At 71.0% G+C, this 23,498-nt stretch carries 16 protein-coding genes; 10 read left to right on the forward strand and 6 right to left on the reverse strand.

From position 1 onward, the window contains the following. The first annotated feature begins 316 nt into the window (after positions 1 to 316). The gene (locus tag ACWIF2_RS06920; RefSeq protein WP_454359037.1) at positions 317 to 1,630 is read left to right on the forward strand and encodes a dicarboxylate/amino acid:cation symporter; all 1,314 of its coding nucleotides are present in this window, start codon (positions 317 to 319) and stop codon (positions 1,628 to 1,630) included. Between the two features lie 75 nt (positions 1,631 to 1,705). Further along, positions 1,706 to 2,413 (forward strand): TetR/AcrR family transcriptional regulator, encoded by a 708-nt coding sequence (locus ACWIF2_RS06925; RefSeq protein ID WP_454359039.1) that lies wholly within the window; start codon positions 1,706 to 1,708, stop codon positions 2,411 to 2,413. On the opposite strand, the gene ACWIF2_RS06930 is transcribed toward ACWIF2_RS06925, so the two are convergent. After that, positions 2,401 to 3,249 carry a MaoC family dehydratase gene (locus ACWIF2_RS06930; RefSeq protein ID WP_454359041.1) on the reverse strand — a complete coding sequence of 283 codons (849 nt, stop codon included), beginning with the start codon at positions 3,247 to 3,249 and terminating at the stop codon, positions 2,401 to 2,403. The genes ACWIF2_RS06925 and ACWIF2_RS06930 overlap by 13 nt on opposite strands. Then, positions 3,249 to 4,559 (reverse strand): 3-oxoacyl-ACP reductase, encoded by a 1,311-nt coding sequence (locus ACWIF2_RS06935; RefSeq protein WP_454359043.1) that lies wholly within the window; start codon positions 4,557 to 4,559, stop codon positions 3,249 to 3,251. The genes ACWIF2_RS06930 and ACWIF2_RS06935 overlap by 1 nt, the downstream gene beginning before the upstream one ends. Before the next feature lie 141 nt (positions 4,560 to 4,700). Here ACWIF2_RS06935 and ACWIF2_RS06940 point away from each other — a divergent pair, with 141 nt between their 5' ends. The 4 genes from ACWIF2_RS06940 to kstD all read left to right on the forward strand — a co-directional run bounded on the left by ACWIF2_RS06940 (position 4,701) and on the right by kstD (position 11,303). Next, positions 4,701 to 5,996 carry an acetyl-CoA C-acetyltransferase gene (locus tag ACWIF2_RS06940; RefSeq protein ID WP_454359045.1) on the forward strand — a complete coding sequence of 432 codons (1,296 nt, stop codon included), beginning with the start codon at positions 4,701 to 4,703 and terminating at the stop codon, positions 5,994 to 5,996. A 232-nt stretch (positions 5,997 to 6,228) separates the two neighbouring features. Next, a complete protein-coding gene (locus tag ACWIF2_RS06945; protein WP_454359046.1) occupies positions 6,229 to 8,148 on the forward strand; it encodes an AMP-dependent synthetase/ligase in 1,920 nt (639 codons plus the stop codon). Between the two features lie 155 nt (positions 8,149 to 8,303). Next, positions 8,304 to 9,395 (forward strand): sugar ABC transporter substrate-binding protein, encoded by a 1,092-nt coding sequence (locus tag ACWIF2_RS06950; RefSeq protein WP_454359048.1) that lies wholly within the window; start codon positions 8,304 to 8,306, stop codon positions 9,393 to 9,395. A 189-nt stretch (positions 9,396 to 9,584) separates the two neighbouring features. Beyond that, positions 9,585 to 11,303, forward strand: coding sequence for a 3-oxosteroid 1-dehydrogenase (kstD, locus tag ACWIF2_RS06955; protein ID WP_454359050.1), 1,719 nt, complete (start codon positions 9,585 to 9,587; stop codon positions 11,301 to 11,303). 6 nt (positions 11,304 to 11,309) lie between these two features. On the opposite strand, the gene ACWIF2_RS06960 is transcribed toward kstD, so the two are convergent. The 3 genes from ACWIF2_RS06960 to ACWIF2_RS06970 all read right to left on the reverse strand — a co-directional run bounded on the left by ACWIF2_RS06960 (position 11,310) and on the right by ACWIF2_RS06970 (position 12,780). Continuing rightward, positions 11,310 to 11,969: a class I SAM-dependent methyltransferase gene (locus ACWIF2_RS06960; protein ID WP_454359052.1), complete on the reverse strand. Its 660-nt coding sequence runs from the start codon at positions 11,967 to 11,969 to the stop codon at positions 11,310 to 11,312. A 219-nt stretch (positions 11,970 to 12,188) separates the two neighbouring features. Beyond that, on the reverse strand, positions 12,189 to 12,470 hold the full coding sequence (locus ACWIF2_RS06965) for a hypothetical protein (protein WP_454359054.1): 282 nt from the start codon (positions 12,468 to 12,470) through the stop codon (positions 12,189 to 12,191). A gap of 106 nt (positions 12,471 to 12,576) precedes the next feature. Further along, the gene (locus ACWIF2_RS06970; RefSeq protein ID WP_003992177.1) at positions 12,577 to 12,780 is read right to left on the reverse strand and encodes a cold-shock protein; all 204 of its coding nucleotides are present in this window, start codon (positions 12,778 to 12,780) and stop codon (positions 12,577 to 12,579) included. A 320-nt stretch (positions 12,781 to 13,100) separates the two neighbouring features. On the opposite strand from ACWIF2_RS06970, the gene ACWIF2_RS06975 reads away from it, so the two are divergent. Next, positions 13,101 to 13,949: a menaquinone biosynthetic enzyme MqnA/MqnD family protein gene (locus ACWIF2_RS06975; protein ID WP_454359056.1), complete on the forward strand. Its 849-nt coding sequence runs from the start codon at positions 13,101 to 13,103 to the stop codon at positions 13,947 to 13,949. 95 nt (positions 13,950 to 14,044) lie between these two features. After that, positions 14,045 to 15,787, forward strand: a complete 1,743-nt coding sequence (locus tag ACWIF2_RS06980; RefSeq protein ID WP_454359058.1) for a serine/threonine-protein kinase — start codon at positions 14,045 to 14,047, stop codon at positions 15,785 to 15,787. On the opposite strand, the gene ACWIF2_RS06985 is transcribed toward ACWIF2_RS06980, so the two are convergent. Continuing rightward, positions 15,702 to 16,274 carry a hypothetical protein gene (locus tag ACWIF2_RS06985; RefSeq protein WP_454359060.1) on the reverse strand — a complete coding sequence of 191 codons (573 nt, stop codon included), beginning with the start codon at positions 16,272 to 16,274 and terminating at the stop codon, positions 15,702 to 15,704. The two genes, ACWIF2_RS06980 and ACWIF2_RS06985, sit on opposite strands and share 86 nt — an antisense overlap. 203 nt (positions 16,275 to 16,477) lie before the next feature. Between ACWIF2_RS06985 and ACWIF2_RS06990 the strand changes: the two genes are divergently transcribed. Beyond that, complete coding sequence (locus tag ACWIF2_RS06990; protein ID WP_454359062.1) at positions 16,478 to 18,859, forward strand: protein kinase domain-containing protein; 2,382 nt, start codon at positions 16,478 to 16,480, stop codon at positions 18,857 to 18,859. A gap of 98 nt (positions 18,860 to 18,957) precedes the next feature. Further along, entirely contained in the window at positions 18,958 to 23,439 is a 4,482-nt protein-coding gene (locus ACWIF2_RS06995; RefSeq protein WP_454359064.1) for an FtsK/SpoIIIE domain-containing protein, read from the forward strand. Positions 23,440 to 23,498 lie beyond the last annotated feature (59 nt).

Consider the following 23,498-nt stretch of genomic DNA (forward strand, 5'->3'; position numbering starts at 1 on the left):
ACGCGCGCAGCGCCCCGTTTCCGTACATGCTCGGAAACGGGGCGCTTTGCCTTGTATGGGTGCCTGCGCGTTTCCGCCTGTCAAAGCGAGGCTTTGGGGTCCTCAAAGTTCAGGTGTTAAGGTGTCGCTGTTATGAACTCAGCAGTCGTGCCTCTTCCGCCCCGGAGCGTTCCGCCCCGGAGGCTTGCGCTCTTCGCGCGGCTGCACGTGGATCTCTGTCGGTGCGCGTCCGCCAACTGTCGTCTCTGACGTAACGCCAACCCCCGTCGTCTCCCACGTCAGCTCCCCCTACGCGTCCCCCCAACGGAGTCAGTCCGTGTCCTCACACACGAAGTCCTTCAAGGTGCCCTTCTGGGCCCAGATACTCGCCGGTCTCGTACTGGGCGTGCTGCTCGGCTGGCTCGCCCGCAACCAGGACCTGTCCTGGCTGACCACCACCCTGGAGAAGGTCGGCGACACCTTCATCGGCCTGCTGAAGCTCGCCGTCGCGCCGCTCGTCTTCTTCGCGATCCTGGTCTCGATCACCAACCTGCGGAAGGTCAACAACGCGGCCCGCCTGGCCTCGCGCACCCTCCTGTGGTTCATGGTCACCTCGCTGATCGCGGTGAGCATCGGCCTGATCATCGGCCTGGTCACCAACCCCGGCGCCGGTACCGGCCTCACGCCCAAGGACGGCGCGAAGCCCGACGAGACCGGCTCCTGGATCGACTTCCTGACAGGCATCGTGCCGACGGACGTCATCACGCCGTTCACCGAGCTGAACGTCCTCCAGATCGTCTTCATGGCCGCCGTCGCCGGTATCGCCGCCCTCCAGCTCGGCGAGAAGGCCCAGCCGATCCTCAACCTGAGCGAGTCGGTCCTGGAGCTGCTCCAGAAGGCACTGTGGTGGGTCATCCGGCTCGCCCCGATCGGCACGGTCGGCCTCATCGGCAACGCCATCGCCACCTACGGCTGGGACCTGATCGGCAAGTACGCGACGTTCACCGCCGACATCTACGTCGGCTGCCTGATCGTGCTGTTCGGCGTCTACCCGGCGCTGCTCGCGACCGTCGCCAAGGCCAACCCGGTCCAGTTCTTCAAGGGCGCCTGGCCCGCGATCCAGCTGGCCTTCGTCTCCCGCTCCTCCGTGGGCACGATGCCGCTGACGCAGAAGGTCACCGAGCGGCTCGGCGTGCCGAAGGAGTACGCGTCCTTCGCGGTGCCGTTCGGCGCGACGACCAAGATGGACGGCTGCGCCGCGATCTACCCCGCGATCGCCGCGATCTTCGTCGCCCAGATCTTCGACATCCAGCTGGGTGTCGGCGACTACCTGCTGATCGCGTTCGTCTCGGTGGTCGGCTCCGCCGCCACGGCCGGACTGACCGGCGCGACGGTCATGCTGACCCTGACCCTCTCCACCCTCGGCCTGCCGATGGAGGGCGTCGGTCTGCTCCTCGCGATCGACCCGATCCTCGACATGATCCGCACCGCGACCAACGTCGCCGGCCAGGCGCTCATCCCGGTCCTGGTCTCCGCCCGGGAGAACCTGCTCGACCGCGAGGCCTACGCGACGGCGGACGGCTCCTCCCTGGACGACCCGTGGGACGAGTCGCGGGACGCGGAGCACGACAAGGTGCCTGCCGCGGCGTGACGGGGTGACGTCCCCTGGCCGGTCCGCTTCGGTTCACGACCGAGGGCAGGCCAGGGGGACCGTACGCTAAGCCGTATGGGTGCCGTGAAGACCAAGCGGATGCCGCGTGCGGTCCGCGAACAGCAGATGCTGGACGCCGCCGTGCGGATCTTCGGCCAACGGGGCTACATGGCCGCGTCGATGGACGAGATAGCCGAACTCGCGGGCGTGTCCAAGCCGCTGGTCTATCTGTACCTGAACTCCAAGGAAGACCTCTTCACCGCCTGCATCCGCCGCGAGGCCAAGGCCCTCGTGACGGCGGTGCGGGCCGGGGTCCGGCCCGATCTGCCCTCCGACCGGCAACTCTGGGAAGGACTCGGGGCGTTCTTCGCCCACACCGGACGCAACCCGGACGCCTGGTCGGTCCTGCACCTCCAGGCCCGGACGCACGGCGAGCCGTTCGCCGCCGAAGTCGCCGCGATGCGCGAGGAGATCGTCGCGTTCGTCACGCAGCTCATCCTCACCGGCGCCCGTGAGGCCCACCGCGACCCCGACCTGCCGGAGCGCGAGGTCGCCGGCCTCGCCGAGGCCCTGGTCGGCGCCGCCGAGTCCCTCGCCGCCTGGGCCAACGCCACCCCGGGCATCACGGCCCGCCAGGCCGCGGCCACGATGATGAACTTCGCGTGGGCGGGCCTGGGCGACCTCATGGCGGGGAGACCGTGGTCACCGCCGGAGCAGACAGGGGAGCAGCAGACGGGGGAGCAGCAGACGGGGGAGGAGCAGGCGGGCGCTCAGGCCGGGTAGACGGCTCCGGTCACGTGCACTCGCTCGTGCCCGTCCCGCAGTTCGAACCGGCCGTCCTCCGCCGCGTACGTCACCGTCCCCGGCAGCAGCACCGGCGCCCTGAACTCCGCGCGTACGCGGCAGGAGACCGGCGTGCCGTGCGCGGCGAGGCAGCGGGCGACCGTCCACATGCCGTGGGCGATGGCCCGGGGGAAGCCGAACAGCCGGGCGGTGAGCGGGTGGAGGTGGATCGGGTTGCGGTCCCCGGAGGCGGCCCCGTAGCGCCGCCCGACATCCTCGGCCAGCCGCCACTCGGCGACGGCGTGCAGCGGTTTGCGCACCTCTTCCCGAGGAGCCTCACCGGGTCGTCCCGTGCGGTGCCGGGCGAGATACGTACTGCTCGACTCCCAGACGAGGTCACCGCCTTCCCGCAGCTCCGTGACGACCGTGGCCTCCGTGCCGCGCCGGTGCGGTCCCAGCCCGCCGATCCGCACCGCGAGTTCGTACGCGCCCGTCGCCGGCATTCCCCGGTGCCGGGTGAGAGTGATCGACGTGTGGACCAGGCCCAGCAGCGGCAGCGGGAAGTCCCGGCCGCTCATCAGCCGCATGGCCAGGGGGAATCCGAGCACGTGCGGATACGTCAGCGGCAGCGCGTCCTCCCCGGTCGGGAACCCGCAGACCCGCTCGTACGCCGCCAGCCGCGCGAGGTCGACGCGCAGGGCGGGCAGGACCAGCCGGGTGCGGGGGAACTCCGCGTCGGGGGCGGGCCGTTTGAAGGGGGAGAGCAGGGCACCGCGGGCGAGGAGCGGCGCCAGGGAGGGGGACCCGGTGAGGACGAGAGCGGCGGCGTCGGACATCACGCCCCCAGCAGGCTCTGGCCGCAGACGCGCACGACCTGGCCGTTGACCGCGCCCGAGCCGGGGTGCGCCAGCCACGCCGTGGTCTCGGCGACGTCGACCGGAAGGCCGCCCTGGGCGAGGGAGTTCATCCGGCGGCCCGCCTCGCGGATGAACAGCGGGACGGCGGCGGTCATCTTCGTCTCGATGAAGCCGGGCGCGACCGCGTTGACCGTCACGCCGTACTCCGCGAGCGCGCGCGGCGCGAGGGAGCGGACCAGGCCGACGACGCCCGCCTTGCTGGCCCCGTAGTTGGTCTGCCCCGCGTTGCCGGCGAGGCCCGCGATGGAGGCCGTCGCCACGATCCGGCCGCCCCGCTTCAGCGTCCCGGCCTTCAGCAGCGCGTCCGTGGTGCGCAGCACGCTCGCCAGGTTCACCTCCAGCACGGAGATCCAGCGCTCGGCCGGCATGTTCACCAGCCGCCGGTCGCGGGTGATGCCCGCGTTGTGGATGAGTAGATCCAGGCCGTCGGGCAGGGCCTCGGCGATCCGCGCGCCCGCGTCGGCGGCCGTGATGTCGAGGAGCAGCGCGCTGCCGCCGAGCCGGGCGGCGACGCGCCGGGCGTCCTGTTCGGCCCCCGGCACATCGAGGACGACGACCCGGGCCCCGTCCCTGGCGAGTGTCTCGGCGACCGCCTCACCGATACCGCGCGCGGCACCGGTGACCAGGGCGGTCCGGCCGGTCAGGGGGCGGTCCCCGTCCGGTGCCGGTTCCCCGGGCTCCTGGGGCGTGCCCACCTCGATCACCTGCCCGCTGACATACGCCGACTTGGGTGAGAGCAGGAAACGGAGCGTGGACTCCGCGGCGGACGCGTCCGTCAGCCGGACCAGGTTCACCGTCCTGCCCCGGCCGATCTCCTTGCCGAGGGAGCGCGTGAAGCCCTCCAGGGCCTGCTGGGCCGCGGCCTGGTGGTGGTCGGCCGGGTCGAGCGGCGCGCCGAGCACGACCACGCGCCCGCTCGTGGTGAGTGACCGTATGCCGGGATGCAGGGCGGCGTGCACCTCGGCCAGTCCCTCGACGTCCCGCACCCCGCTCGCGTCCAGGATGACGGCGGCGGCCCGGTCGGGGCCGGCCGGGGCGATTCCCGTACGGGCGAGGACCGGTGCGAGGCCGAGGGCGGACCGGCCGGCGGTGAGATGACGCAGGCCGCCGTCCAGGGCCGGGCGCTCGGGGGACCAGCGGGTCAGCGCCGCGGGCCGGGGCAGGCCGAGGCGGCGGGTGAGGAAACGGCCGGGCGCGGTACCGGTGAAGCGCAGATAGCGGTCGGCCATTCCAACTCCCAGCTTCCGGAGGATGCTCGCGGTTCCTTACTCTGGAGTAAGGTTACCGGAGGTAATGCTACGTCACAGGCGAGGAGCAGGTCGAGATGAGCATCGAGCAGGTGTCGAGATGAGCATCCAGCAGGTGTCGAGATGAGCCCCCGGCAGACGGTGCCGCAGGTGCGGCGCGTGGCCGTCATCGGCGGAACACGCATCCCGTTCGCCCGCTCCGACGGGCCCTACGCCACCGCCTCGAACCAGCAGATGCTCACCGCCGCCCTCGACGGCCTCGTCGAGCGGTACGGGCTCCAGGAGCCCGGCGCGGTGGGCGAGTTCGTCGCCGGTGCCGTGCTCAAGCACAGCCGCGACTTCAACCTCGCCCGCGAGACGGTCCTCGGCTCGACGCTGCACCCGCGCACCCCGGCCTACGACATCCAGCAGGCCTGCGGCACCGGGCTCCAGGCCGTCATCGCCGCCGCCAACAAGATCGCCCTCGGCCAGACGGAGTCGGCGGTCGCGGGCGGCGCCGACACGGCCAGTGACGCGCCCCTGGGCGTCAATGACACCCTGCGCCGCATCCTGCTGGAGGCCAGGCGCGCGAAGTCGGCGGGCGCCCGTCTGAAGGCCCTGGCGAAGGTGCGCCCGTCCCATCTCGTCCCCGACATCCCGCGCAACGCCGAGCCGCGCACGGGCCTGTCCATGGGCGAACACGCCGCCGTGACCGCCCGGGCCTGGGGCATCGGCCGCGAGGCCCAGGACGAACTGGCCGCGGCGAGCCACCAGCGGCTGGCGGCGGCGTACGAACGCGGCTTCTTCCAGGACCTGGTGGTCCCCTTCCGGGGCCTGGCCCGCGACCAGAATCTGCGCCCCGGCTCGACCGCGGAGAAACTCGCCGCCCTCAAGCCGGTGTTCGGCCTCGACCACCCCGGCCCGACCATGACCGCCGGGAACTCGACCCCGCTGACGGACGGGGCGGCCACCGTCCTGCTGGCGAGCGAGGAGTGGGCCCGGGAGCGCGGCCTGACACCGCTGGCGTATCTGACCGCGTACGAGACGGCCGCCGTGGACTTCGTGGACGGCGATGTGGCGGGCGGCGAGGACGGCCTGCTCATGGCACCCGCGTACGCGGTCCCGCGCATGCTGGAGCGGGCCGGGCTGAATCTGGCCGATTTCCAACTGATCGAGATTCATGAGGCGTTCGCGTCCCAGGTGCTGGCGACGCTCGCCGCGTGGGAGAAGCGGGGCCTCGGCACGGTGGACCGCGACCGGCTGAACGTCGCCGGCTCGTCCCTCGCGACCGGCCACCCCTTCGCCGCCACCGGCGCCCGGATCGTGGCCACACTGGCCAAGCTCCTGGCCGAGGCCGAAGGGGACGCGCCCGCACGCGGACTGATCTCGGTCTGCGCGGCGGGCGGGCAGGGGGTGACGGCCGTCCTGGAGCGGGCGTGAAGCCTGAGACAGCACCAAAACTGAAGGTCCCTCACGTAACCCCCGAGAATGCACAGGCCCGACTCCGGACCATCCCCGAACCCGCACAAACCCGCCACGTGAGGGCCGTACGATCCCGTTCCTACCGGCAGTAACCCCTTTCTGCGGGTTCAGCCGGTTGAGCGCCTCGGCGTGCGAGGCACGTACGTCCATGCAGCAAGCAGTTCTTCGCTGCACGCCCCAGGAGCCGCCCGTGTCCACTGCGTATCCCTCCTCCGCCTACGGCGACGTGTACGGAGGACCGGTGCTGGTCGAGCCCGAGACACGGCGGCTGGACGGGGTGGTGCGGGAGGCCGCCGTACCGCCGCTGGCGCCGCCGTGGACGCACGGGTCGCTCGCCGACCTGCCGTTCGACAACGCGAGCGCGGAGCCGGACGCCGTGGTGCTCAGCCGCAAGGACGCCGAGGGGAACTGGAGCGACGTCACGGCGGCCGAGTTCGCCGCCCAGGTGCTCGCCGTCGCGAAGGGGCTGATCGCCGAGGGGCTGATGCCGGGCGACCGGGTCGCCGTGATGGCTCGCACGATCTACGAGTGGACGGTCCTGGACTTCGCGGCCTGGGCGGCCGGTCTGGTCACCGTCCCCATCTATCCCACGTCCTCCGTCTTCCAGGCCCGCTGGATCCTCCAGGACTCCGGCGCGGTCGCCCTGGTCACCGAGACCGCCGGGCAGGCCGCCGCCCTCGGCCCGGAGCGCGAACGCCTGCCCGACCTCCACCACATATGGGTCGTCGAGAAGGGCCACGTGGACCGGCTCGCGGAAGCCGGGGCGCACCTGGCCGACCACGAGGTCGAGGTGCGGCGCGGCATGCTGGGCCCCGACACGCTCTCCACCCTCGTCTACACCTCGGGCACCACGGGCCGCCCCAAGGGCTGCGCCCTCACCCACGGCAACTTCTTCGCCGAGGTCGACAACGCCATCGAGCTCCTCTACCCCGTCTTCAAGACGAAGACCAGCGAAGAGGCCTCGGTCCTGCTGTTCCTGCCGATGTCCCACGTCTTCGGCCGCATGGTCGCGATCGCCTGCATCCGCGCCCGGGTACGGCTGGGCCACGCGCCGAGCATCAAGGCGGACCACCTGCTGCCGGACCTGGCGAGCTTCCGGCCGACCTGTCTGCTGGCCATCCCGTACATGCTGGAGAAGGTCTTCAACTCGGCCCGCGCCAAGGCCGAGGCGGGCGGCCGGGTGACCTCGTTCGACCGCGCGGTGTCGGTGGCACAGCGCTACGGCGAGGCGATGGAGGCCCGGCAGACCGGCACCGGCCCGGGCCCCTCCCGCGCCCTGAAGACCGCCCGGGTCTTCTACGACCCCCTGGTCTTCCGCCGTATCCGCAACGCCATGGGCGGCCGGGTCCGCTACGCGATCTGCGGCGGCTCACCGCTCGGCCGCCGACTCGCCGCGTTCTACGCCGGCGCCGGCATCGAGATCTTCGAGGGCTACGGCCTGACGGAGACCACCGGCGCCGCCACCGTCACCCCGCCCCTCAAGCCCCGCCTGGGCACGGTCGGCTGGCCGCTGCCCGGCACCCGCGTCCGGATCGCCGCCGACGGCGAGATCCTCCTCGCCGGCGACCACGTACTGCGCGGCTACTGGGACCCCCAGGCCGGCGGCGTCGTCCCCGCCGCCCCCGACGGCTGGCTCGCCACCGGCGACCTCGGCGAACTGGACGACGAGGGCTATCTGACGATCACCGGCCGCAAGAAGGAACTGCTGATCACCGCGGGCGGCAAGAGCGTCGCCCCGGCCCCCCTGGAGAACTGGCTGCGCTCCCACCCGCTGATCTCCCAGTGCCTCGTCCTGGGCGACGGCCGTCCCTTCGTCTCGGCCCTGATCACCCTCGACCCGGACGGCATCAGCCACTGGCGTCAGATGAACGGCAAACACCCCGTGCCGCCCAAGCTCCTGGTCGACGACGAGGATCTGCGGGCCGTCCTCCAGCGCGCCGTCGACGAGGCCAACAAGATGGTGTCCCGCCCGGAGTCCATCCGCGCCTTCGCCATCCTCGCCGAGGACTTCACCGAGGAGGCAGGCCATCTGACCCCCTCGATGAAGCTCCGCCGCCAGGCGGTACTGCGCGCGTTCTCGGAGGAAGTCGAGGGGCTGTACGCACGCTGAGTCGGCCTGCTGTGAGGCGGCCTTTGCGATGTCTTCACACGATTTTCTTGACGCCGTACGCCGTCTCCCCTTTGGCTTTCGAGCAATCCCGTCGCGATGCTCCCCCCATCGGAAGGCACCACCAAGTGAAAGCGCGTAACACCCGTCGGACCGCTGTGCGCCCTGTCGCCATAGCCCTGGCGGTCTCCGTATCGGCCCTGTCCCTCACCGCGTGCGGCGACGACGGGAGTGACGACAGCGCCGTGCGGAAGGGCAACGACATCACTGTGGGCCTGCTGCTGCCCGACCGGGACACAGCTCGCTTCGAGAAGTTCGACTACCCGCTGATCAGGGACGAGGTCGCGTCCCTCACGGAGAACAAAGGCAAGGTGCAGTACGCCAACGCCGAGGCGAGCGTGTCCAGACAGAGCCGGCAGTTCCAGAAGATGATCGACGACAAGGTCGACGTCATCCTGGTGGACGCGCTGAACTCCAAGAAGATCGCCGCGGACGTGAGGAAGGCCAAGGACGCGGGCATCCCGGTCATCGCCTACGACCGGCTCGCCGAGGGCCCGATCGACGCCTACGTCTCCCACGACAACGAACTCGTCGGGCAGGTGCAGGGCCGCGCCATCATGAGCGAGCTCGGCGAGAAGTCCCAGAACGACAAGGTCGTCATGATGAACGGCGACCCCGGCGACCCGAACACGGCCCGGTTCAAGGACGGCGCGCTGAGCGAGCTCCAGGGCCAGGTGGACATCGTCGAGCAGTACGACACCAAGGATTGGAAGCCCTCCATCGCCAAGGCGAACATGGAGAAGGCGATCCGGGCCGTCGGGCTGAACAACATCGCCGCCGTCTACTCGGCCAACGACGGCATGGCGGGCGCCGTCATCGAGGCGATGGAGGAGGCCGGCGTCACCAAGATGCCGCCGGTGACCGGGCAGGACGCCAATCTGGACGCGGTGCAGCGGGTCGTGTCGGGGGAGCAGTACATGACCGTCTACAAGTCCTTCCTGCTGGAGGCGACGAACGCCGCGAAGATCGCGGTGGCCAAGGTCCAGGGCCGTCAGATCGAGTTCGCCGCGCTGACCCGGGAGACCGTCGACAGCCCGACGGCGAAGGGCATCCCGGCGATGCTGGTGCCGGTGGTCGCCCTCACCAAGGACAACATCAAGGAGACGGTGATCACGGACGGCGTCTACACCGTGAAGGACATCTGCACCTCGAGGTACAAGGCGGACTGCGCGGCGATCGGCCTCGAGTAGGCCGGGAGCTCGACTTCCGGGTCCGGCTCTTGACTTCGCTGGGTGCCCGCGCGACATTCACCCCCCGTCTGTCGCGCTGGAGCCGTCATGACCACTGACACGAACTCCGCACCACCCGCTGGTTCCCCCTCCCAGGCTCCTTCCCGGGCTCCTTCGCGGGAGCCTTCGCGGGCGCCTTCCCGAAGACGAGTGCTGGCCGGTGCCGCGGGTGCCGGGCTCGCGGTCGCCACCGGGGTGCAACAGGGCGCACAGGCAGCCGAATTACCCCCGCTCGGCACGTACGACGTCGTCGTCATCGGCTCCGGCGCGGCCGGGATGACCGCCGCGCTGACCGCCGCCGGACAGGGGCTGAGCTGCGTCGTCCTGGAGAAGGCCCCGACCTTCGGCGGCTCGGCCGCCCGCTCCGGCGCCGGGATCTGGATCCCCAACAACCCGGTCCTCCAAGCGGCCGGAGTCCCGGACACGCCCGCGAAGGCCGCCGCCTACCTCGCCGCCGTCGTAGGCCCGGACGTCCCCGCCGACCGGCAGCGCGCCTTCCTCGCCCACGGCCCGGCCACGATCTCCTACGTCATGGCCCACAGCCCCCTGCGCTTCCGCTGGATGGAGGGCTACAGCGACTACTACCCGGAGCTGCCCGGCGGCCTGCCGAACGGCCGCTCCATCGAGCCCGACCAGCTCGACGGCCGGATCCTGGGCCCGGAACTGGCCCGTCTGAACCCGCCGTACATGGACGTGCCCGCCGGGATGGTCGTCTTCAGCGCCGACTACAAGTGGGTCACGCTGGCCGCCGTGAGTGCCAAGGGCGCGGCTGTCGCGGCCCAGTGCCTGGCACGGGGCACCGCGGCGGCGCTGCGCGGCGAGAAGCCGCTGACCATGGGCCAGTCGCTGGCGGCCGGGCTGCGGGCGGGACTGCGGTCGGCCGGGGTGCCGGTGTGGCTGAACACGCCCCTCACCGACCTGCACGTCGAGAACGGCACGGTCACCGGAGCGGTCGTCACCCGCGACGGCACCCCCGGCCTGGTCCGCGCCCGCCGGGGCGTGATCGTCGGCTCCGGCGGCTTCGAGCACAACGCGGCGATGCGCGAGCGCTTCCAGCGCCAGCCCATCGGCACGGACTGGACCGTAGGCGCCAAGGAGAACACCGGCGACGGCATCCTGGCGGGGGAGCGGCTCGGGGCCGCCCTCGACCTGATGGACGACGCCTGGTGGGGCCCGGCGATCCCGGTCCCGGGCCAGCCGTACTTCTGCCTCGCCGAACGCACCCTCCCCGGCGGCCTCCTGGTCGACGGTTCGGGCAGACGCTTCGTCAACGAGGCCGCCCCTTACAGCGACGTCGTCCACACCATGTACGACGAGCGCGAGGCCATCCCGGCCTGGCTGATCACCGATCAGAACTACCGCAACCGGTACCTCTTCAAGGACGTCCTGCCGACCCTGCCCCTGCCCGGCGCCTGGTACGACTCGGGCGCCGCGCACAAGGCCTGGTCACTGGACGCGCTCGCGGCCTCGATCGGCGTCCCGGCGGCGGCCCTGCGCACGACGGTCGACCGCTTCAACTCCCAGGCACGGCGGGGAGAGGACCCCGATTTCCACCGCGGCGACAGCGCCTACGACCACTACTACACGGACCCGTCCGTCCTCCCGAACTCCTGCCTGGCCCCCCTCTGGCTGCCCCCGTACCACGCCTTCCGCATCGTCCCCGGCGACCTCGGCACGAAGGGCGGCCTGCTGACGGACGCCCGGGCCCGAGTCCTGCGGGAGGACGGCTCGGTCATCCCGGGCCTCTACGCCGCCGGCAACGCCAGCGCCGCGGTCATGGGCCACAGCTACGCGGGCGCGGGCTCGACCATCGGCCCGGCGATGACGTTCGGGTTCATCGCGGCGAGGGACATCGCGGGGGTGCTCTGAGGACCCCTAAGCGGCGGGCCGCCGGGGCTTGCGGGCCACGAGGCACGCCTGGGCGACCGGCTCCCCGAGCTCCTCGTCGGCCTCCCGTACGGTCCGGGAGCGCAGTACGAATCCGGCGGCTTCGAGCAGGGGGACGATCTGCTCCGGCCGGCGCCGCCGGAAGTCCAGGGCCACCCGGTGTCCGAAGGCCTCCTCGTAGCGGCGGGGCTCGTCCCCGGCCTGGAAGCCGAGCAGCAGGTGCCCGCCGGGCCGCAGCACGCGGTGGAACCCGGCGAAGACGCCGGGCAGGTGGTCCAGGGGGGTGTGGATGATCGAGTACCAGGACACGACCCCGTCGACCGAGTCGTCCGGCAGCTCCAGCTCCAGGATCGAGCCTTGCACGAACCGGAGTCCGGGGTTCTCGCGGCGGGCGATCGCGAGCATCGACTCCGACAGATCGAGCCCGAAGACCGACAGCCCCCGCTCCGCCAGAAACGCCGTCACCCGCCCGGGCCCGCACCCCAGATCGGCGACCTCGCCCCCCTCACCCACCACCTCCGCGAACCCGGCCAGCAGCCCCCGGTCCAGGGGCGTAGTCCCGTGCAGCCCAGGGAAATGGACGGCGTAGTCCTCGGCCACGGTGTCGTAGAAGGTACGGGTCTCGATCACGAAGTCGGCGTCGGTCATGCCCCGAGACCCTACTGCGGGGGCGGAACGCCCTGCCCGGGGTTTGCCCGTCTGCTCGGACTTCCGCCCCTGGCCTGCGCTGAGGGCGACCCGCGTCGCCCAGGGCCGTGCCGGCGGTGTCGTCCCGCGTGTGCGGCGCCGCTGTGGCCGTCGCGCAGTTCCCGCGCCCCCGAAGGGCACCGCACCGCACCGCCCCGTCCCGTCCGACGCGGACACGCCCTAGCCGGCCGGCTCGTCTCCCCGGCCGTCGTCCGGGCGGGCGTCTTGCTGTGCCTTGGTCCCTCTCGTCGCTCCGGCGCCCGCCGCCGCTCCGATAGCCGTGCCCAGGCCGAGACCCAGGGCCAGGCCCAGGCCGATGTTGTCGAAGACGGTCAGGCCCAGGGACAGCCCGAGGGCCGTGCCGAGCGACAGACCGAGGGACACGCCGGTCGCCAGATGGTTGTGCGCGGGAGTTCCGCTTTCCCGCTCGCCGTTCTCGCCGTTCTCTTCACGTCCCTGCATCCGGACATCTTCTCGCAGAATTGGCGAGAAATTCACCGGCACCCGGGAACGGGAAAAGGCAGGAGCCCCGTCGCCTGACGGCGCGGGGCTCCTTGGGTACTACTGATCAGACCGGGGTGACGTTCTCAGCCTGCGGACCCTTCGGGCCCTGCGTGACGTCGAAAGACACCTGCTGGTTCTCCTCGAGGGAGCGGAAGCCGCTCGCGTTGATCGCGGAGTAGTGGACGAAGACGTCGGGGCCGCCGCCCTCCTGGGCGATGAAACCAAAGCCCTTTTCGGCGTTGAACCACTTCACGGTTCCGGTAGCCATAAGCCCTCCTTGGGCCCAAAAGGGTTGCCCTGCTCCAGAACCAGCAAGTGTGAAGATGAATTCTGCACAACTGCATACGTCTGAGAATGACGAGAGCCCGCGGTCACATGCTCCGCAGGCTCTGTACTGCAAGGGAAACCAAACTGCAACTTGCGATGAGCCTAGCACGCAGGCCCCGGAATGCAATAGGGGTCAAGATCACGTCACCCGAATGTTTGAACATCCCGCCGCCGACTGGCGGAGAGGGCCTCCGGCGGCGATCACGAACTCACGGCGGGGCCGGACGCCGACCACTGGGCCGAGAGGGCTAGCCTCACGATGTGGACAATCCTCGCACCCGGCCGCGCGTCGGCCACATCCAGTTCCTGAACTGCCTGCCCCTGTACTGGGGGCTCGCCAGAACGGGCACGCTCCTCGACTTCGAGCTGACGAAGGACACCCCGGAGAAGCTCAGCGAGAAGCTGGTGCAGGGCGAACTCGACATCGCACCGATCACCCTGGTCGAGTTCCTCAAGCACGCGGACCAACTGGTCGCCTTCCCCGACATCGCCGTCGGCTGCGACGGCCCGGTGATGTCGTGCGTGATCGTCTCGCAGGTCCCCCTGGACCGGCTGGACGGCGCCCGCGTCGCCCTCGGCTCGACCTCCCGCACCTCCGTCCGCCTCGCCCAGCTGCTCCTCGCCGAGCGCTACGGCGTACGCCCGGACTACTACACGTGCCCGCCCGACCTCAGCCTGATGATGCAGGAGGCCGACGCGGCCGTGCTCATCGGAGACGCGGCGCTGCGCGCGAACATGCTCGACGGGCCGCGCTTCGGCCTGGCCGTGCACGACCTGGGCGCCCTGTGGAAGGAGTGGACGGGCCTGCCGTTCGTCTTCGCGGTCTGGGCGGCGCGCCGCGACTACCTGGAGCGCGAGCCGGTCCTCACGCGCAAGGTGCACGAGGCCTTCCTCGAGTCCCGCAACCTCTCCCTGGAGGAGGTCGCCAAGGTCGCCGAGCAGGCCGCCCGCTGGGAGGACTTCGACGAGGAGACCCTCGCCCAGTACTTCACGACGCTCGACTTCCGCTTCGGCGGGCCGCAGCTGGCGGCGGTCGCCGAGTTCGCCCGGCGCGTCGGCCCGACGACCGGGTTCGCGGCGGACGTGAAGGTGGACCTGCTTCAGCCGTGAGCGGGCGCTCCTCCCGCACTACTCTGCTGAGAGTGCAGGCGTAGGGGAGCCGGGGGCCCCGGGCTTCCGTACGCCTACGGGGGAGGGGTGACGCCATGCGGCCGCTCGATGTCGACGAACCCACCGTCGTGGGGCCCTACCGGCTGCTCGGCAGGCTGGGCTCCGGCGGGATGGGCCGGGTCTATCTGGGCCGCAGCGCCGGAGGCCGCACGGTCGCCGTGAAGATCGTGCACCCGCACTTCGCGCTGGACGAGGAGTTCCGGGCGCGTTTCCGGCGCGAGGTCCAGGCCGCGCGCCGGGTGGGCGGCGCGTGGACGGCGCCGGTCCTGGACGCGGACCCGGAGGCACGGGTGCCGTGGGTGGCGACGGCGTACGCGGCGGGCCCGTCGCTGTCCGCCGCGGTGGCGGACTTCGGGCCCTTGCCGGCCCACACCGTACGGGTCCTGGGAGCGGGGCTCGCCGAGGCGCTCGCGGCGGTGCACGAGCTGGGCCTGGTGCACCGGGACGTCAAGCCGTCGAACGTCCTGCTCACGCTCGACGGCCCCCTGCTGATCGACTTCGGGATCGCCCGGGCCACGGACGGCACGGCGTCCCTGACCTCCACGGGCGTGTCGATCGGCTCGCCCGGCTACATGTCGCCCGAGCAGATCCTGGGCAAGGGCGTCACGGGCGCGGCGGACGTCTTCTCGCTGGGCGCGGTCCTGGCGTACGCGGCGACCGGCGAACCGCCCTTCCCCGGTGACTCCTCGGCGGCCCTGCTCTACAAGGTCGTCCACGAGGAGCCGGAACTCGGCCTGCTGGACGGAGAGCTGCGGTCCCTGACGGCCGCCTGCCTGACGAAGGACCCGGGCGCACGGCCCGCCCCGGCGGAGGCGGCCCGACGACTGGCTCCCGAGGGAGCGGCCCGGCTGATGACGGGCGGGTGGCTGCCGGGGGCGCTGGTGGAGCAAGTGAGCCGGAGCGCCGTGCAGCTGCTGAACCTGGAGGCGGCCGGGCCGGGGGCCGGGGGGCCTTCGGGGCCGGTGGGGTTCAGTAGTCCTTCTGTGGGGGTGATCGAGACGGGGGAGGGTGGGGAGACAGGAAAGGCCGCTGAGACGGTTGGGGCTCACGGGACCGGGACTGCCGAGCCCGGGGTCTTCGGTCCCCCACCTGTCATGCCCACACCTCCCACGGCCCCGCCCTTCACCGCCGTACCCCCACCCCGTGACGCCGGCCCGCAGGACACGGCCCCCTCGGACACCGGGCGCCGCCCCGGCAAGGTCACCGTCTCCGTGGCGGCGACGTCCACGCCGGAGGGCGGCGGGCGGGTGCGGAGGCTGAGCTGCTCGGTCGCCCTGGCGGTCGCGGGGGCGATGGCGGCCGTGACGATCGGGTCGGTGTTCGTGTTCGACCTGCTGCCGGGCGGCAGCGACACCCAGGACGACAGGGACGGGGCCGCCCCGGGCGCCGACCACTCCGCACCGTCGGCGAGCAGCAGCGCCACCGGCGCGGTGCCCGCCGCCTACCTCGGCACCTGGGACGGCCAGGGCACCGCCCTGGACGGCAACCTGCCCCTCGGCACGTTCCGGATCACGGTCCAACGGGCCGCCCTCGGCCAGGAACTGGGCCGCCTCCGCCAGACCGACCAGATCGGCGGCGTCTGCATCGACGTACTGACCCTGAAGCAGGTGACGAAGAAGGAGCTCGTCGCGACGTCCGTGGGCGCGAAGACCAACCACAGCGGCTGCAACCCGGCGGCCACGACCGTCCACCTCAGGCTGGTGGGCGACGACCTCCAGTACCAGTCGGAGAGCGAGGAGTCGGGGCGGCCTCAGGCTCGGATGTCGAAGGTGCGGTAGGGGATGACCTGCGGTTGAGCCTAACCAGCAGGGTGATCAGCAGCGCGGCCGAGGCGAGGGTCGCGACCAGGCCGACGATCCACAGCCACGGATAGTGCACGTGCACCCAGCAGGGACCGCCCTGGCTGTAGCAGTCGGAGTCCCAGTTCCGGCGCCGCTTCAGCCGTATGGTCGTCGCGATCGCCCCGGCGACCAGATACCCCGCTGCGAGCCCGGGCAGAGATGCGGCCACCCAGGCAAGCGAACGGGCCCTGCTCTTCTTCCAGTTCATCCGGGTGAGCGGCCACACCCAGACGAGGAAGACCAGCGGCACCAGAGCACCGACGGTGGCGGCGAAGGCGTACGCGCCGCCGGGCCACGCGGGAGCGAGGTGACCCCAGAGGTCGTGGCTCCAGTACATGTCGAAGAAGACCAGCGGCGTGATCAGGGCGACGAAGCCGGGCAGCACAAGGCAGCCGAACAGGCGCTCTCCGACAGTGGTCTTCACACGGCGAAGAGACGGAGGACGCCCCGGCCTGTGCTCGTACCGCAGGGCGGCCCCGGCCGCCTTTCTCCGCTTCGGCTTCGCCGAACTTCCGCTCATGGCCCCTAACTCCCACCCTGATCAGGCGCTCACTACTGTGTCTGCGATAGCGAACACCATCAGACGCGACTGACGTGCCACATCGCGTAATGCCGGGAAGGCCCACCATGGAGACACTGCAGCCGGACGATCCAGCGGAGTTGGGCACTTACCGGCTCCTGCGAAGACTCGGCGCAGGAGGCATGGGCCGCGTCTACCTGGCCCGTTCACCCGGTGGCCGTACCGTTGCCGTAAAGGTCGTACGTCCAGATCTCGCCGCGGACGGCGACTTCCGGGACCGCTTCAGGCACGAAGTCGAAATAGCCAAGGCCGTCTCCGGCCGTTTCACCGCCCCCGTGGTGGACGCCGACCCGGACGCGCCGCTGCCATGGTTGGCGACGTCATACGTGCTCGGCCCGGACCTCACAGACGTGGTCGCCGCGCACGGTGCGCTGCCGGAGCCTACCGTCCGGGCACTGGCTGCCGGCCTGGCCGCCGCCCTTCAGGAGGTTCACGCGGCGGGGCTGATCCATCGTGACATGAAGCCGTCCAACGTCCTGCTGGCGGCAGACGGTCCGCGCGTCATCGACTTCGGGATCGCCCGGGCGGTGGACGGAAACCGTATGACGCAGACGGGAGTCGTGGTCGGCTCACCCGGCTACATGTCACCGGAGCAGGCGCTCGGTCAGGACATCAGCACGGCGGGGGACGTCTTCTCGCTGGGCGCCGTGCTCGCGTTCGCGGCGACTGGCAGGGGAACCTTCGGCCATGGCGCCGTCTCACACGCCTCGTTGCTGTATCAGGTCGTGCACGGCGAGCCCGACCTGGAGGGCGTACCGCAGCAACTGCTGGGCCTCGTACGCGCATGCCTCGCAAAGGACCCGGCACATCGGCCAGTGCCGTCGGAAATCGTGACGGCGCTCGCTCCGCAAGGCGTCGAGGGTGTTCTCAGCGACTGGCTGCCGTCAGCGGTGGCATCGACGATCGCCACGCACGCCGCCGGAATTCTGGACCTGGAGGCTCCGCAGCCGTCTCCGGCACCGATCGCCGCATCCTTCGGGCCAGCACCTGCGATGGCGCACGAGACGCCGGCGTCAACGGCCACACCGTCGCCCGGGTACGGCTACCCCTCGGTGTCGGGACATGGCAGCACCCCTGTGGCTGCCTACGGCCCCCCGGGGCCCGGCTACGCCACACCGCCCGGCGGCGCCCCCACTCCGGGATACGGGACGACAGCACCAGCCTACGGCGCTCACGAACAACCTTTCGCGGTAGGACCGGCCTCCACCAGGGCCACCGCCTCCACGGGGCACTCCCGCCGCCGCGTGCTCGGTCTGGCGCTCGGCGGAGCCGCCGCCGTCGCTGCGGCGGGCGGGGGGACCGCTTGGTGGCTCGGACAGGACGAAGACTCCAAGTCCACGGCTTCCGGCACGAGCGGCGAACCCGCCGGGGAGAACTTCACCACCCCGCCGGCCGGCGTCGCCCCCCAGCCGCTGTGGCACGAGACGGCAGCGGAGGACAGCACCACCACCGACGTACCGCTCCTCACCCACGGGGGTCTGCTCCTGGTCAGCGGCGACCCCTTGGTGGCCTACGACGTGAAAACCAGCGAGACACGCTGGTCGAAGCCCGACGTCTGCGCCCCTGGCTCCCAACTCCTGTTCCATGAGGACAAGGTGTTCCTCACCGATGGCGGCACGGAGGGGGTCCTCGTCGCGCGCGACGTGAAGTCCGGCAAGGAAGTGTGGCGCAGCCGCCTCGGCAAGGCACTCGGCGTCGAAGGCACCATCGCCATCGACGACAAGAACGTGTACGTCACGGCCACCGACTACGGCCAGGCCGCGAGTGCCACCAAGTACCGCACTGCGGTCGCCGCCATCAGCCACAGCACCGGTAAGAAGGTGTGGCTCCAGCACCGCGACTGGGGCACGAGGGACTACGACGTCCAAGGAACCGTCTCCGGCAAGTACCTCGTCTACACGGACTCCAACTACAACCTCACCGTGCGCGACACCGCCACCGGTGACCAGTTGTGGACGCAGAAGATCGGCGACGACTGGGCCTGGCAGCCGACGGTCGCGGACGGTCTCGTCTTCCTGCCCGGCGAGAAGCTCACAGCGGTGGACGCGGAGACGGGCCGCACACGGTGGACGCTCTCCCCCAAAGGCCGGCGCGGTTTCAACAACCCGGCCGTCATCGACGGCGTGCTCTACGTCAGTGACTACGACCGTGGCATCTGGGCCGTCGACGTCAAGACCCTCAAGCGGATCTGGCTCTGCGAGGACCAGGACCGTGGCGGGGCGGAGTCGTTCGTGCGGGTCGGCAAGACGCTCTACTGCGCCGCGGGGCCGCTGTCCGGCGGCGTCATCGCTCTTGAGGCCAAGACCGGCGACGTCCGCTGGACCTGGACCGACAACAAGGATTCCGGTGCCCCCTGGCAGATAGCCCTCGCGGGAAACCGACTGTTGGTGACGAACGGGCCGGAGATCTACGCGATGCCGGCGGTCTGACGCCGGGGCGCTGGGGCGCGATTCCGGGGACTGCCATAGTCTCCGTTAGCTGAAGTTAACGAACGTGGCCACAGGGGCCGACGGGGAGGATGACCATCATGCGGATGCTGGTCACGGTCGTACGTGAAGGCGGTGAGCCGGAGGACGTCGTCGTCACCACCGACGACACCGCCACGGCAGGTGATGTCGCGGAGGTGCTGGCGCAGGCCGTCGGAGGAGGCTTCGGGCCGCGTGGCGGTGCGGCGGGGAACGTCGTCGCCATGCCCGGCACCTCACTGGCCTCGCTGCCCGGCTACGGTGCGGCGGTGGCCGGAGCGCCAGGACTGTGGGCCGACGGTGTGCTGTGCGATCCGGCGTCCCCGGCGGCCGGCGTCCTGCGGGACGGTATGCGCGTCTCCGTCGACCGCTCGATAGGCCCGCTGCTGCGCAAGGGCGAGCCCGTCGGACAGTACGAGTTGAGGGTGGCGGGTGGCCCTGGTTCCGGGCGGGTGGTCCGGCTGGGTGTCGGAGCGGCCACCGCGGGATCGGCACCCACCTGCTCGCTGCCCTTGCCGGACGCCGCGCTGCCGCAGGTCGCCCTCCGGCTGACGATCGACCTCCAGGGCAACGCCACCCTCGTCCCGGAGGCCGGGGCCGACATCCGACTCAACGATGACGCGGTTACGGCCGGGACTCACTGGCCGCTCGGCGGTGTCGTACGGGTCGGTGACTCGCTGCTGGTGCTCGACAAGGTGGCCGAGCCGGACGCGCACCTGTCCGCGATGAGTGAGGGCGGCCTCGCCTACAACCGCCCCCCTCGGCTGTCGCCGCTGCGGCCTCGACGGCGACTGGCCGTGCCGGTGCCTCCCTCCAAGGGAGAACGAGCGCGTTTCCAGTTCATCATGGCTTTCATGCCCTTGCTGTTCGGGCTGTCCATGTACTTCATCACCAAGCAGATCTACATGCTGCTGTTCTGTCTGATGAGCCCGCTCATGATGCTGGGCCAGTGGATCAGTGAGAACCGCGAGGGCAAAAAGAAGCACAAGACATCCCTGAAGCAGTACAAGAAGGACCTCGCGGCGCACGAGGCCGAACTCATCACCCTCAGCAAGGAAGAACAGCGCTCCCGCCGCGAGGACAACCCTGACCCGGCCGAGATCCTCCTCTTCGCGACCGGCCCCCGTCGCCGACTGTGGGAGCGCCGTCTCACCGACCCGGACGTGATGCAGTTGCGCATCGGGGTCGGTGCCCTGCCTTCTGATGTGGAACTCGTCTTCGCTCGCGGCGGTGCGTCGCACGACGAGGAGCCCCCGGAGCCCCCCACCCTTCCGGATGTGCCCGTCACCCTGCCACTCGCCCGGCTCGGCGTGGTCGGTATCGCGGGTGACCGTGCCCGTGCCCTCGCCACCGCGCGCTGGCTGAGCGTGCAGGCCGCCGTGCTGCACAGCCCCAGAGACCTGTCTCTGGTGTCGCTGGCCGCGACACCAGCCGCCGGCGCCGAGTGGCACTGGGCGCACTGGCTGCCGCACACCAACCCCGATGAGGGACAGGACTGCGTCGCCCTGGTCGGTTTCGACTCGGAGGGCATCAGCCGCAGGGTCAACGAGCTCCTCAACGAGCTGGCTCGACGCAAGGCGGCCCGCGAGCAGCACAACATGACGGGCCAGCTGTATCCGGACGCCAACGTGCTCCTGATCCTCGACGGGGCTCGGCTGCTGCGCCGCGTCCCTGGTGTCCCGCAACTCCTGACCGAGGGACCGCAGTACGGCATCTTCGCCCTCTGCATCGATGAGGACGAGCGACTACTTCCCGAGGAGTGCAAGGCCGTCGTGGCCTGGTCGCCCGACGCGGCCCATCACGTGCGGGTGCGCGGCTACGGTCTGGAGGCCGCCGGGGACGTCCTGGCTGACCAGGTCCCCTACGAATGGTGCGAACTCCTGGCCCGCTCCCTCGCTCCCATCCGCGACGTCAGTCGCGACGACGCCGACTCCGCCCTGCCCACCTCGGCCCGGCTGCTGAACCTGCTGAACCTGCCCAACCCAGCGGGTGCCGACGTGGAACGCATCTGGCAGGCGGGCGGTTCGACGACGTCCGCACCGATCGGCCTCGCCGCCGACGGCGCCTTCGTCCTGGACATCCGCCGCGACGGGCCGCACGCGCTGGTCGCCGGTACGACGGGTGCCGGTAAGTCCGAACTCCTGCAGACGATCATCGCCTCGCTGGCGGTGGCGAACCGCCCCGATGCCCTGAACTACGTCCTCATCGACTACAAGGGCGGCAGCGCGTTCATGGACTGCGCTCGCCTGCCGCACACCGTCGGCATGGTCAGTGACCTCGACGCCCACCTGACCGAGCGGGCCCTCGCCTCGCTCGCGGCCGAGCTGCACCGCCGGGAGCGGATCCTCTTCGACGCCGCAGCAAAGGACATCGAGGACTACAACGACACCCGCAAGCTCCGCCCCGAACTGGAACCGATGCCCCGGCTCGTCCTGGTCATCGACGAGTTCGCGTCCCTGGTCGCCGAACTGCCCGACTTCATCGCGGGCCTGGTCGACATCGCACGCCGAGGCCGCTCGCTCGGTGTGCACCTGATCCTCGCCACGCAGCGTCCCGCGGGTGTGGTGAGCGCCGACATCCGGGCCAACACCAACCTCCGCATCGCGCTGCGGGTGACGGACGCCTCCGAGTCGATGGACGTCATCGACGCACCGGACTCGGGCGCGATCGCCAAATCGACTCCAGGCCGTATGTACGTCCGCTCCGGCGCCCAGTCCCTGGTGGGCGTGCAGTCGGCCCGTATCGGTGGCCGTCGCCCGGCCACCGGCCAGACGGGACCGAAGGCCACGCTGATCCCCTTGCCCTGGAACGCCTACGCCCGCCCGCTGCCCAAGCGGGACGAGGCGCAGGACGACGGCACGATGGTCACCGACCTGGCCGTCCTTGTGGACGCGGTACGCGACGGCGCCGAGCGGATGGGCTTCGGCGAACAGCGCAGCCCGTGGCTGCCGCCGCTGGCGGAGTCCGTCACTCTGGACGAATTGTCCACGTACGGCGGCGCACCGGCCGCCGCGCCGGGAGACGACGTGGCCCCGATCCCGTACGGCCTGGTCGACCTGCCGGCGAAGCAGAGCCGCATGCCGGTGTCCCTGGACCTCGTCCACGGCGAGCACACCCTGCTGCTCGGTGGCGCCCGATCCGGCCGATCGACGGCGCTGCGTACCCTGGCCGGCTCGCTGGCCCGCAACACCTCACCGCTCGACGTGCACGTCTACGCCATCGACTGCGGCTCCAACGCCCTGCTGCCTCTGGTCCGCCTGCCCCACGTGGGCGCCGTCGTGACCCGCGACGAGCCGGACCGGGTCCGCCGGCTGATCCAGCGCCTGCAGGTGGAGGTCGCCCGCCGCCAGCAACTTCTGGCGATGGAGGGCGCGTCGAGCGCGGCGGAACAGCGTGCGGGAGCCTCGCCGGAGGAGCGCCTGCCCTGGATGGTGCTGCTCCTGGACAGCTGGGAGGGCTTCGCGTCGACCTTCGAGAACTACAACTACGGCCAGCTGCTCGAAGCGGCCCAGCGGCTCTTCCGGGAGGGTTCCGCAGCCGGTCTGAAGGTTGTCATGACAGCCGACCGCAGTGGTCTGAGCGGGCATGTCTCCTCGGCCTTCGCCGACCGCCTCGTCATGCGCTTCGCCGACCCGAACGACTACTCCACGGCCGGTCTGCAGGCCCGCGAGGTCCCGAAGAACATGCCGCCCGGACGCGCCCTGCGCATCACGGACACCGGCGTGGACGAGACACAGATCGGCCTGCTGGCGCAGGACCCGGCCGGACAGGCGCAGGTCCGTGCGCTCCGCGAGATCGCCGAGGAGGCACGAGCACGCTACGGCCGCGTCCCTGCGGGCCATCGCCCCCTGCGGGTCGACGCTCTGCCGACGCGCATCACGGCGTCGGAGGCGATGGCTCTGGACCCGGACTTCGCACCGCCGTCGCCTCTGTGGGCGCTGCTCGCCGTGGGCGGCGACGAACTGCACCCCATCGGGATCGACCTGGAGGAGAACGGACCCGGCTTCGTCATCGCGGGCCCGCCGAAGTCCGGCCGCTCGACGGCACTGCTGTGCGCTGCCGAGTCGCTTCTGCGAGCAGGAACGCCCCTGGTGGTCGTGACACCCCGCCGGTCCCCGCTGCGGGACCTCGAGGGGCGAGAGGGTGTTCTCGGCATGCTCAACGCGGACAGCTCGGGTGACGACCTGGAGGAGATCCAGGACCAGCTCGACGGACGGCCGTACGTCGTTGTGGTCGACGACGCAGAACTCCTCTACGACACGTCGCTGGACGAGCCGCTGGAAGGGGTCATCCGCAAGGGAGCCGATGGCGGCGTGGGCCTTCTCGCCGCCGGCACGACGGACTCGTTGTCCAGCCAGTACCGCGGCTTCACGGTCGAGGCCCGCAAGTCCCGCAACGGCCTGCTGCTGACGCCGCAGAGCTCCTCGGACGGAGAGCTGTTCGGCATCCGACTTCCTGCGAACAGCGGGGGCGGGGCAGCGGGGAGCGGGTTGTTCGTGGCGGGCGGGGCGTTTGTGCCGGTGCAGGGTGTGATGAACTCGTAGGACGCGAGAGGGCTCCCGCCCAGTGGGCGGGAGCCCTCATGCCTCGATCGCTGACACAG

It is taken from the genome of Streptomyces sp. NPDC055506 (assembly GCF_053643595.1).

Coding starts and splice junctions, on each gene's coding strand:
- ACWIF2_RS06935 (WP_454359043.1), bottom strand. CDS start 4,559: ATGGCCGACCGCTATCTGCGCTTCACCGGTACCGCGCCCGGCCGTTTC.
- ACWIF2_RS06940 (WP_454359045.1), top strand. CDS start 4,701: ATGAGCCCCCGGCAGACGGTGCCGCAGGTGCGGCGCGTGGCCGTCATC.
- ACWIF2_RS06930 (WP_454359041.1), bottom strand. CDS start 3,249: ATGTCCGACGCCGCCGCTCTCGTCCTCACCGGGTCCCCCTCCCTGGCG.
- ACWIF2_RS06925 (WP_454359039.1), top strand. CDS start 1,706: ATGGGTGCCGTGAAGACCAAGCGGATGCCGCGTGCGGTCCGCGAACAG.
- ACWIF2_RS06965 (WP_454359054.1), bottom strand. CDS start 12,470: ATGCAGGGACGTGAAGAGAACGGCGAGAACGGCGAGCGGGAAAGCGGA.
- ACWIF2_RS06990 (WP_454359062.1), top strand. CDS start 16,478: ATGGAGACACTGCAGCCGGACGATCCAGCGGAGTTGGGCACTTACCGG.
- ACWIF2_RS06980 (WP_454359058.1), top strand. CDS start 14,045: ATGCGGCCGCTCGATGTCGACGAACCCACCGTCGTGGGGCCCTACCGG.
- ACWIF2_RS06960 (WP_454359052.1), bottom strand. CDS start 11,969: ATGACCGACGCCGACTTCGTGATCGAGACCCGTACCTTCTACGACACC.
- ACWIF2_RS06995 (WP_454359064.1), top strand. CDS start 18,958: ATGCGGATGCTGGTCACGGTCGTACGTGAAGGCGGTGAGCCGGAGGAC.
- ACWIF2_RS06970 (WP_003992177.1), bottom strand. CDS start 12,780: ATGGCTACCGGAACCGTGAAGTGGTTCAACGCCGAAAAGGGCTTTGGT.